This is a genomic window from Streptomyces hokutonensis, assembly GCF_042751305.1.
In the GTDB taxonomy this organism is placed as follows: domain Bacteria; phylum Actinomycetota; class Actinomycetes; order Streptomycetales; family Streptomycetaceae; genus Streptomyces; species Streptomyces hokutonensis_A.
Window position 1 is genome coordinate 335,585 of sequence record NZ_JBHYWD010000009.1, and the last position, 10,703, is coordinate 346,287.

7 protein-coding genes and 1 pseudogene are annotated in these 10,703 nt (G+C 70.7%); all 8 read left to right on the forward strand.

The window, feature by feature from the left end; all coding sequences use genetic code 11:
• The first annotated feature begins 29 nt into the window (after nt 1–29).
• The 8 genes and pseudogenes from ACFXC1_RS25235 (at nt 30) to cobT (ending at nt 10,640) form a co-directional block, all read left to right on the forward strand.
• The gene (locus tag ACFXC1_RS25235) at nt 30–680 is read left to right on the forward strand and encodes an HAD family hydrolase (RefSeq protein WP_381246023.1); all 651 of its coding nucleotides are present in this window, start codon (nt 30–32) and stop codon (nt 678–680) included.
• 328 nt (nt 681–1,008) lie between these two features.
• Nucleotides 1,009–2,043, forward strand: coding sequence for a methionine ABC transporter ATP-binding protein (locus ACFXC1_RS25240; RefSeq protein ID WP_381246025.1), 1,035 nt, complete (start codon nt 1,009–1,011; stop codon nt 2,041–2,043).
• Nucleotides 2,040–2,744 (forward strand): methionine ABC transporter permease, encoded by a 705-nt coding sequence (locus ACFXC1_RS25245; protein WP_381246027.1) that lies wholly within the window; start codon nt 2,040–2,042, stop codon nt 2,742–2,744. The genes ACFXC1_RS25240 and ACFXC1_RS25245 overlap by 4 nt, the downstream gene beginning before the upstream one ends.
• A gap of 78 nt (nt 2,745–2,822) precedes the next feature.
• Entirely contained in the window at nt 2,823–3,656 is an 834-nt protein-coding gene (locus tag ACFXC1_RS25250) for a MetQ/NlpA family ABC transporter substrate-binding protein (protein WP_381246029.1), read from the forward strand.
• Nucleotides 3,657–3,674: 18 nt separating this feature from the next.
• Nucleotides 3,675–4,284, forward strand: a pseudogene (locus ACFXC1_RS25255) (MetQ/NlpA family ABC transporter substrate-binding protein); the annotation flags it as partial.
• Nucleotides 4,285–4,428: 144 nt separating this feature from the next.
• Nucleotides 4,429–5,067, forward strand: a complete 639-nt coding sequence (locus tag ACFXC1_RS25260) for a GNAT family N-acetyltransferase (RefSeq protein WP_381246031.1) — start codon at nt 4,429–4,431, stop codon at nt 5,065–5,067.
• A gap of 115 nt (nt 5,068–5,182) precedes the next feature.
• Nucleotides 5,183–6,406, forward strand: a complete 1,224-nt coding sequence (gene cbiE, locus ACFXC1_RS25265) for a precorrin-6y C5,15-methyltransferase (decarboxylating) subunit CbiE (RefSeq protein ID WP_381246033.1) — start codon at nt 5,183–5,185, stop codon at nt 6,404–6,406.
• Nucleotides 6,407–6,791: 385 nt separating this feature from the next.
• Nucleotides 6,792–10,640: a nicotinate-nucleotide--dimethylbenzimidazole phosphoribosyltransferase gene (gene cobT, locus ACFXC1_RS25270; RefSeq protein ID WP_381246035.1), complete on the forward strand. Its 3,849-nt coding sequence runs from the start codon at nt 6,792–6,794 to the stop codon at nt 10,638–10,640.
• The last annotated feature ends 63 nt before the right edge of the window (nt 10,641–10,703 follow it).

The following is a 10,703-nucleotide window of genomic DNA, read 5'->3' on the forward strand; positions in this document are numbered from 1 at the left end:
AAAGACCCGGTGACCGTAGGGTCGGGAACATGAAGATCCATGCTGAGGCCCTCCTGTTCGACAACGACGGCACGCTCGTCTCCTCCCTCGAATCCGTGCGCAGGTGCTGGACGCGGTGGGCGGCGGAGTTCGGGATCACCGCCGAGGACTTCGCCCGGGTCGAACTGCACGGGCGGACCGCCGTGGCGATAGCCGCCGACCTGCTGCCCGCCGACGTCGTCCCGACGGCGGTCGCCCGGATCGAGGCGCTGGAGGTCGAGGACGTGACCAACGGGGGTGCTCTTCTGCTGCCCGGCACCCGGGACTTCCTCGACTCGCTGCCCGCCGACCGCTGGGCCGTCGTCACCTCCGCCACCCGTCGCCTCGCCGAAGCGCGGCTCGCGCACGCCGACATCCTGCCCAAGACCCTTGTTGTCGCCGAGGACGTCACGCGCGGCAAGCCCGACCCCGAGCCCTACCTCCTCGCCGCCCGCCGGCTGGGCGTCGACCCGGCCCGCTGCGTCGTCTTCGAGGACGCCCCGGCGGGACTCCAGGCGGGCCGCGCGGCCGGAATGATCACCGTGGCATTGGCCACAACGCACGAGGCACACGAGCTGGACGCCGACCTAGTTGTGAGTGACCTGTCAGCCCTGTCCGCGCTGGTCAGCGACGAGGGAGTGGAGATCTCCGTACGCGGTTGACGGGTGTCCGCCGCTGTCCGGCATGTGGACAGCGGCCCTTTGTCAGGACCGTACGTCTGCTTTACTGATGCCATGACCACGACGAGCAGCCGCACCCTTGCGACCGAGGCGACCCTGACGCCCGGTGCTCGCTGTATGTGTCGAATGTGCGCCTTCTAGAGGGCCCCCGCACCACCCCCGGGCTACCCGCCCCAGCCTCGCGCCCCGAAGCGAGCCGCCGTGGCATGTCCATGTGCTGAATGCCGTGTGACTCCGCCGCCCCACGCACATTTCCCCCCTCGTACCAGGGCACACTCACGCCCTTGTACTCGACAGTCATGGAACCCCAGTGATCACCACATCGGGCCTGACCAAGGTCTACCGCTCACGCGGCCGTGAGGTCACCGCCCTCGACGGCGTCGACCTCCACGTCAGCGAAGGCGAGGTGTACGGCGTCATCGGCCAGTCCGGCGCCGGCAAGTCCTCGCTCATCCGCTGCGTCAACCTGCTGGAGAAGCCCACCGCCGGCACGGTCACCGTCGACGGACAGGACCTCACCGCCCTCGCCGGGCGCGGACCGCGCGCCGGACGGGAACTCCGCCAGGCGCGCAGCCGTATCGGCATGGTCTTCCAGCACTTCAACCTGCTCTCCTCGCGGACCGTCCAGGACAACATCGAGCTGCCGCTCGAAATCCTCGGGAAGTCGGGGAAGGAACGGTCCGCCAAGGCCCTCGAACTCCTCGACCTCGTCGGGCTCGCCGACAAGGCGAAGGCCTACCCGGCCCAGCTCTCCGGCGGCCAGAAGCAGCGCGTCGGCATCGCCCGCGCGCTGGCCGGCGACCCCAAGGTGCTGCTTTCCGACGAGGCCACCAGCGCCCTCGACCCGGAGACCACCCGCTCGATCCTCCAGCTGCTGCGCGACCTGAACCGGCAACTGGGCCTGACCGTCCTGCTCATCACCCACGAGATGGACGTCGTGAAGTCGGTCTGCGACTCCGCAGCGCTGATGCAGCACGGGCGCATCGTCGAGTCCGGGACGGTGAGCGAGTTGCTCGCCACCCCGGACTCCGAGCTGGCCGCCGCGCTCTTCCCCGTCAGCGGCGAGGCGGGCGGCGAGGAACGGACCGTCGTCGACGTCACCTTCCACGGCGAGGCCGCCACCCAGCCCGTCATCTCCCAGCTCTCGCGCACCTACAACATCGACATCTCGATCCTCGGCGCCGCCATCGACACCGTCGGCGGACTCCAGGTCGGCCGTATGCGCATCGAACTGCCCGGCCGCTACGAGGACAACGTCGTGCCGATCGGCTTCCTGCGCGAACAGGGCCTGCAGATCGACGTGTTGGGCCAGGAGCCCGTACTGTTGAAGGAAGGTGCCAAGTGAGCTGGTCGGAGATGCAGCCCCTGCTGTCCCAGGCGTGTTGGGACACGCTCTACATGGTGGGCTGGTCCACGGTCATCGCCGTCGTCGGCGGACTCCCGCTCGGCATCCTGCTGGTCCTGACAGACCGTGGCGGACTGCTCCAGAACGTCGCCGCCAACAAGGTCATCGGGCAGATCGTGAACGTGGCCCGCTCGCTGCCGTTCATCATCCTCATGGTCGCGCTCATGAACTTCACCCGGACCATCACCGGCACGACCATCGGCCGCGAGGCCGCCATCGTGCCGCTCGCGATCGGGGCAATTCCCTTCTTCGCGCGCCTGGTTGAGACAGCTGTCCGCGAAGTGGACGGCGGGCTCGTCGAGGCCGTGCAGTCGATGGGCGGCAACACCTGGACGATCGTGCGAAAGGTCCTCGTACCGGAGTCCCTGCCTTCGCTGATCTCCAGCACCACCACCACGATCGTCGCCCTCATCGGCTACTCCGCGATGGCCGGCACGGTCGGTGCCGGCGGTCTAGGCGACATCGCCATCCGCTACGGCTACCAGCGCTTCGAGACCCAGCTGATGTGGATCACGGTGGCGATCCTCGCGGTCGTCATCTCCCTCATCCAGTTCGCCGGCGACTACGCGGCCCGCTCCGCGCACAGGCGCGGCGGACGGTCGGGTCCGGCACCGAGGCTACGGCTGCTGAAAGCCGCGTAGGCCCACCCCCACCCAGACTCCCCGCACCACCCAACGCGGGGTCGTAGTACGCGACACCCTTCAGGAAAGGCACTTTTCGTGCGTAACACCGCAAAGCTCACCACCGCCGTCCTCGCCGCCGGAGCGCTCACCTTCGCGCTCTCCGCCTGCGGCTCGGACAAGGGCTCCTCCTCGGCCTCCGACTACAGCGGACCGCTGGTCGTCGCCGCGAGCCCGACCCCGCACGCCGAGATCCTCGACTACGTCAAGGACCACCTGGCGAAGAAGGCCGGACTCGACCTGGAGGTCAAGGAGTTCACCGACTACGTCACGCCGAACACGGCGACCGAGGACGGCTCGGTGGGCGCCAACTACTTCCAGAACCAGCCGTACCTCGACGACTTCAACAAGAAGAACGGCACCCACATCGTGCCCGTCGTCACGGTCCACCTGGAGCCGCTCGGCCTCTACTCCCACAAGGTGAAGAGCGCCGACGCCCTGACGAGCGGCGCGACGATCGCCGTCCCGAACGACAGCGTCAACGAGGCCCGCGCCCTCAAGCTGCTCGCGGCGAACAAGCTGATCACCCTGAAGGCCGGTGTCGGCAACGAGGCGACCCCCGCGGACATCACCGACAACCCCAAGAAGCTCAAGTTCAAGGAGCTGGAGGCGGCCCAGACCCCGCGCTCCCTGGACGACGTCGACGCGGCCGTCATCAACGGCAACTACGCCATCTCCTCGGGTCTGAAGCCCGCCAAGGACGCGATCGTCCTGGAGTCCGCGTCGAACAACCCCTACGGCAACTTCCTCGCCGTGAAGAAGGGCAACGAGAAGGACCCGCGCGTCAAGAAGCTCGCGAAGCTGCTGACGTCGCCCGAGGTGAAGAAGTTCATCGAGGACAAGTACGCCGGCTCCGTCATCCCGTCCTTCTGACCGTCTTTGTGAACGGAGTCGGGCTCGGACTCCGGTAAGGGCGGTGGCAAGGACGGCGACACCCTCGTCGTCGGTGCCACCGCCGTGCCGGCCGGTGAAGTCCTGACGTACATCAAGGACAACCTGGCCGAGAAGGCCGAAATGAAGCTGGAGTTCACGGACTGCGTCCTGTCGAGGACATCGCGAAGCTCGGCGACGGAGCCACCGTCGCCGTGCCGGACGAGACCACCAACGAGGGGCGCTCCCTCAAGCTCCTCGCCGCCAAGCGGCTGATCACGCTCAAGGCGGGCGCGGGCACCGACGTGTCCCCCGCGGACGTCACGGCCAATCCGAAGCACCTGAGGTTCAAGGAGCTGGACCCGGCCCACCTCCCGCGCTCGCTCCACGACGTGGACATGGCCGTCATCAACAACAACTACGCCCAGGACGCGGGCCTCAGCCCGCCAAGGACGCGATCCTCCTGGAGTCGGCGAAGGACAACCCCTACGCCAACCTCCTGGCCGTCAAACGCGGCAACGAGGACGACCCCCGCCTCGAGAAGCTCGCGAAGCTGCTCGTCTCCGCCGACGTGAAGAAGTTCATAGCGGAGAAGTACAAGGGCTCCGTCCTGCCGGTCACTTCCGGCTGACGGGGGGCGTATACGGCGTATCACCACGCACGGGGTCCACTCGCTCACCGCGGGTGGACCCCGTGATGCGGTTCCCTGCTTTCATGCTGCATGCTGGGCAGTTCAGGTTGCCCTGAACATTTTCCAAAGGTTACGGAGTGGCGCATGACTAGCACCTTCCCCAACATCTCCATCAGCACGGAGCGGTTGGTGCTGCGGCCCCTCGACGAGGACGATGTGCAGGCCCTGGCCGAGATGATGAACGACGAGCAGGTAGCGGCCTGGACCGATGTGCCCCAGCCGTTCACCGAGGCCGGCGCCCGCGAGTGGATCACCAACTACGCGCCCGCCGAACGGACTTCGGGCCGCGGCCTCGACCTCGCCGTCACCGAGTTCCTCACCCAACGGCTCGTCGGCATCGTCCAGTTGACCAAGACCGACTGGCATGTCCGGTCCACCGAGCTGTCGTACATCATCGCCCCCTGGGCCCGCGGCGAGGGCTACGCCTCCGAAGCCGCCCTCGCGACCGCCCAATGGCTGTTCGGGGACCAGAAGTTGGAGCGCATCGAGCTGCGCACCGCCGCCGACAACACCGCCTCCCAGCAGGTCGCCCAGAAGATCGGCTGCATCAGCGAGGGCGTCCTGCGGGGCGCCTGCATAGCGCACGTCCACGCCGACGACGGCACCTGGATCGACGTCCGCACCGACTTCATCGTGTGGAGCCTCCTCCCCGAGGACCTGGAGGGCACGGCGGAGCAGCTCGCCGACGTCGACGGTTTCACGTCACTCGCCGACTGGAACTGAATCCGGCGGGTACGACCACGGAAGCACCGCCCAGCCGCACCAGGTACCCTCACGGTGCCCGCGTACGGGCAGCTTCCCCCGACGACCTGCGAATTACCCCTGGAGACTGACGACGATGGCCGACCGCGTCACGGTGATCGGCTGGGACGGCTCTCCGCTGACAGCTGCGGCACGCTCCGCCCTGAGCGCCGCCACCCTGGTGGCCGGCGCGCCCCACCATCTGGAGCTGCCCGAGGTACCGGCGGGCGCCGAACGCATCCGCCTCGGCAGCGTGGCCCTCGCCGCCCGCCGTATCGCAGGCGTCCGCGGCACCGCGGTGGTGTTCGCCGACGGGGACCCGGGCTTCTTCGGAGTCGTACGCACCCTGCGCGCACCCGAGTTCGGCCTGGAGGTCGAAGTCGTCCCCGCCGTCTCCTCCGTGGCCGCCGCCTTCGCCCGCGCCGGTATGCCCTGGGACGACGCACAGGTGGTCGTCGCACACAGGCGCACCCTGCGACGCGCGGTGAACGTGTGCCGGGCCCACGCAAAAGTCGCCGTTCTCACCTCACCGGGCGCCGGCCCCGCCGAGCTCGGCCTGTTGCTGGGGAGCGTCCAGCGTACCTTCGTCATCTGCGAGGAACTGGGCACCGAGCACGAGCAGGTCACCGTCCTGACCTCCGACAAGGCCGCAGACCGCACCTGGCGCGACCCCAACGTCGTCATCGTCATGGGCGGCCCGGTCGGCCCGACCGTCACGGCAGGACCGGGCGAGGGCTGGATCGCCGGCCGAGACCCGGCCGCCGTCTCCCGGGGCTGGACCCTCCCCGCCGAGGCCTATGTCGGTGAGCTCGGCGAGGGCGAGACGGAACTGCTCCGGGCCGCCCAACTCGCCCGCCTCGGCCCGCGCGTCGGAGACCTCGTGTGGGACATCGGCTGCGGCAGCGGAGCCTTCGCCATCGAGGCGGCCCGCGCCGGAGCCGCCGTCATCGCCGTCGACCGCGACAGCCAGGCCTGCGCCCGCACCGACTCCGCGGCCCGCAGCTTCGGCGTGCACCTCCAGATCGTGAAGGGCGACGCCCCGTACATCCTGGAGAACCTCCCCGAACCCGACGTGGTACGCGTCGGCGGCGGGGGAGTGGCCGTCGTCTCCGCGGTCGCCGACCGGCGCCCGCAGCGCATCGTGGCGCACGCCTCCACCCGCGACGAGGCCGAACTCGTCGGCCGCGACCTCACGGAGCACGGCTACCACGTGGAGTGCGCCCTCATCCAGTCCGTCGAACTCGACACCAGGGCCTGGACGGAGACGGAACGGAGCGTCGCTTTCCTGCTCAGCGGCCTCCTTCCGGAGCGCGTTTCCTGACCCCTCGAACCGTCCCCGTGATCCTGTTGTCGTACTGCGCGCGGTAGGCTGGCGGACCGTTGTACCGCACAGGGTGGACCGGCGCTTCGTTCGCCAATGTCCGGAAAACCCGCCCGTTTTGGGGTGTGTGTGGTACAGCGGGAACCGGAGGACGCGCAACGTGGCGCAGTCCACAGCGGGCCGTCGCGGATCAAGCTGCCGTGACGGCACAACGGCCGCGACAATGCCATTCAATGGCTTTGTCGTCTAAATGGCTTTGTCGCTTTTTGGCGTCGAGTCGTTCGTGCCGCTGGACAGGCACGCTCGTTCTCCACTGCGGGGCGGTCGGTGCGCCGTTCCCGGTGAGCGGGTCGTAGAAGCACTAACCGATGGGCGAGGGGTACGCATGACCGACACCGGCCAGGTCCCGGCCGAGGGGTTGCCGGAGAACGCAGGCATGGTGGAACAGCCGAGCGTTCCCGCACACGGCGCGTACACCTACCTCTCCGAGACCACTGCCGAGGACGAGGACCTGCTGCTCCTCCCGGGCGCCCAGGGCGCCTGGGGCAACGAGGTCCCGCCCCCCGCCCCCGAGCCGGTCGTCGAGACCGTCCAGGAGCCGGCTCCGCTCGAGCCCGCCGCCTACGAGCCGGGTCCGCTTGAACCTGCCGCGTACGAGCCGGGTCCGCATGAGCCGGCTCTCCAGGGGCAGGATTCGGCTCTGTACGGGCAGGCTCCCTACGAGCCGGCCCCGCAGGAGCAGGGCCCGCTCGCGTCGGCTCCGCACGAGCAGGCCCCGCACGAGCAGGCTCCGCACGAGCCGGGTCCGCACGAGATGGCGGGTCGGGACAGCGGCTCCGTCGACCTCGGTGCCGTCCGGCTCGCCGAACCGCCGCCCGCGCCGGTCACCCCGCGCCGCCCGCTGCACCTCGGCCCGCCCCTCCCCGACACCTCCGCGAGCCCGGTCCGCTCCCTCGCCGACCGCGGCCCCGCCGGCGCTCCGGTACGGCAGTCCGGGCCGCCGACGACCAGCCCCGAGTACCTCGACGCACCCCAACTCCGCGACCTGCCCCCGCAGGGTGCGGCCCCCTGGGGCGCCCACTCCTCGGTCGCCGCAGCGGTGCGAACCGCCGAAACGGTTGCTCCGGCACAGGCACCGGCACCGACACCGGTGGTCGAACCGGCTCCGGAGCCCGGCGACGCGGCCCAGGCCCCGGTGTCGAGGCTCGCCACGGAAGCGGTGACCACCGGGGGAGTCGCCACGGCTGCGGACACCGGGCTCACCCCGGTTTCCGAGCCGGGCCCGGGCCTGGCGCAGGCCCCCGACGCGGGCGAGGCCTGGCAGGGGCATGGCCAGCTGTACGCGGTGGAGACGGCGGCGACGGCCGCCACGGCATCCGCTGTGGAGTCCTCGGCTTCTTCTGCGTCTTCGGTTCACGCGAGCACGGAGAGCTCTGAACCTGTTGGTCTGCCCGAGGCGGGTCAACTGCCGGAAGGCGCCGAGGGGTTGGGTGCCGTTCAGCTCCAGGACGGCGCTTCGGCCTCCGTTGCCGGGGTGGACCCCGAGGTCGCATTCGACTCCGGTGTCGGTACGGCTCCGGAGGCGGTGCATGGTGATGGCTCCGGCGCTGAGGGCGAACTCCCGTACAGTGCGGGCCCTGCCTCCGATGACGCGTTCGCTGTCTCCCCGACCCCGGAAGCCGTAGCCGCTGCGGAGCCGAGCCAGGCACCGGAAGACCAGGCTCTCGACGAGGCCGTCCAGGTCCAGGTCCAGGACGCCGGGCCGACTCCCGCTGTTCCTACGGCAGTCGAGAGCCCGATCGCCTCGGACGCCGAGCAACCCGAACCGCAGGCCCACGACTCGGCTCATCCCGCCGAGGCCGTCCCGGTCCCGGCCCCTGTCGAGGAACACCCCGACACTGCGGTCCCGCCCGTCGAAGAGAACGTCCCCGAGCCGCTCGTCGAAGACTCACCCGTCCTCCTCGACGCGACCCCGGGCGACCCGGCGTTCCAGCCCGCCGCCCCGCCCGAAGCCGTACCGGACCAGCAGTTCGCGACGGAAGCGGAGCCGGTACTCGCGCCGCAGCCGCCCACCGCCGAGGGCCACGAAGCGGAAGCCGCCGACCTCCACGCCCCGCTCTCCACCGAGCAGCCCCTCGTAGCAGAGCCCCTCGCCCAACCCGCCGCCCCGGAAGCCGAGTTCGTCGACTTCGCCGAGGTGCCGCAGTCCGTCCCGGCGGGCCCGAACCCCGACGACTCCCTCGGCCGCTTCGTGCCGGTGGAGGGCTCCGTGCCCACCACCCCGCACCTCGCACCGACCCCGCCGCACCCCCTCACCCTCCCCATGGAGGACCCGTCGGGCGGCGCGGAGGCCTTCGCCGCCGTCCCCGGCCCCCGAGAGGCCGATGCCGACGCCGACGGTGAGCCCGAACTCGTACAGCACGCGGACGACCTGGACACCCGGGCCGCCGACCAGGAAGAAGAGAGCACGGCCGCAGTGGAAGAAGTACGGGAGTCCACCGGCCCTGCCGCACCCGCCTACGACGACGCCGAGCGCGAGGCAGTGCTGAAGGTGATGCGCGAGCGCCGTGACATCCGCAACGGCTTCCGCAGCGACCCGATCCCGCACGACGTGCTGCTGCGCGTGCTGGAGGCGGCGCACACGGCACCGTCGGTCGGGCACTCGCAGCCCTGGGACTTCGTGGTCATCCGCTCCGCGGAGACCCGCCGCAACATGCACGAACTGGCCCAGAGCCAGCGCGAGGCGTACGCGAAGTCGCTGCCCAAGGGCCGGGCGAAGCAGTTCAAGGAACTGAAGATCGAGGCGATCCTCGACACCCCGGTGAACATCGTCGTCACCGCCGACCCGACCCGCGGCGGCCGCCACACCCTCGGCCGCCACACGCAGCCGCAGATGGCGCCGTACTCCGCCGCCCTCGCGGTCGAGAACCTCTGGCTCGCCGCCCGCGCCGAGGGCCTCGGGGTCGGCTGGGTCAGCTTCTTCGACGAGCGCGAGATGGTCCGCGCGCTCGGCCTGCCGGAACATCTGGAGGTCATCGCGTACCTCTGCGTCGGCTACGTCGACGAGTTCCCGGAGGAGCCCGAGCTGATGCAGGCGGGCTGGTCCAAGCGCCGCCCGCTGTCGTGGGTCGTGCACGAGGAGACGTACGGCCGCCGTGCGCTGCCCGGCGAGGACCCGCACGACCTGCTCGCGGAGACCGTCGCCGGGATCCGCCCGCTGGACGCGAAGGCGCTCGGCGAGGCGTGGGAGCGGCAGAAGCGGATGACGAAGCCGCCGGGCTCGCTCGGCATGCTGGAGATCATCTCCGCGCAGCTGTCCGGACTGTCCCGGCAGTGCCCGCCGCCGATCCCGGAGCCCGCGGCCGTCGCGATCTTCGCGGGCGACCACGGTGTGCACGCGCAGGGCGTGACCCCCTGGCCGCAGGAGGTCACGGCCCAGATGGTCGCCAACTTCCTTGGCGGCGGCGCCGTTTGCAACGCCTTCGCGAGCCAGGTGGGCGCCGAGGTGTGCGTGGTGGATGTGGGCGTGGCATCCGAACTGCCCGCCACCCCCGGCCTGTTGCCCCGCAAGGTCCGTGCCGGCACGTCCGACATGACGACCGGTCCCGCGATGTCCCGCGAGGAGGCCAAGCAGGCCATCGAGGTGGGCATCGAGACCGCCCGCGACCTGGTGGCGGCCGGCAACAGGGCTCTGCTCACCGGTGAGATGGGCATCGCGAACACCACCGCGTCCGCCGCCCTGATCTCGGTGTTCACGGACACCGACCCCGCCGATGTCACCGGCCGGGGCACCGGCATCAACGACGAGACCCTGGCCCGCAAGACGGAGGTCGTGCGCCGCGCGATCGAACTCCACCAGCCGGACCCCGCCGACCCCATCGGCGTCCTCGCCGCGATCGGCGGCTTCGAGCACGCGGCCATGGTCGGCCTGCTGCTCGGCGGCGCGTCCCTGCGTACGCCGGTGATCCTGGACGGCGTCAGCGCCGGCGCGGCGGCCCTCGTGGCGCGCGCCATCGCCCCCGAGGTCCTCGCGGCCTGCATCGCGGGCCACCGCAGCGCAGAACCGGGTCACGTCGCCGCCCTCAACAAGCTCGGCCTGCGTCCCCTGGTCGACCTCGACCTCCGCCTCGGCGAGGGCACAGGCGCGCTGCTGGCCCTGCCGCTGGTGCAGAGCACGGCGCGGGCGATGCACGAGGTGGCGACGTTCGACTCCGCAGGGGTGACCGAGAAGTAGCCGCCCCCAGGGTGGGGGGGGGCGGGGGCGGGGGGGAGGGGGGGGGGGGGGCGGGGGCCCGCG

Coding starts and splice junctions, on each gene's coding strand:
- ACFXC1_RS25260 (WP_381246031.1), top strand. CDS start 4,429: ATGACTAGCACCTTCCCCAACATCTCCATCAGCACGGAGCGGTTGGTG.
- cbiE (WP_381246033.1), top strand. CDS start 5,183: ATGGCCGACCGCGTCACGGTGATCGGCTGGGACGGCTCTCCGCTGACA.
- cobT (WP_381246035.1), top strand. CDS start 6,792: ATGACCGACACCGGCCAGGTCCCGGCCGAGGGGTTGCCGGAGAACGCA.
- ACFXC1_RS25235 (WP_381246023.1), top strand. CDS start 30: ATGAAGATCCATGCTGAGGCCCTCCTGTTCGACAACGACGGCACGCTC.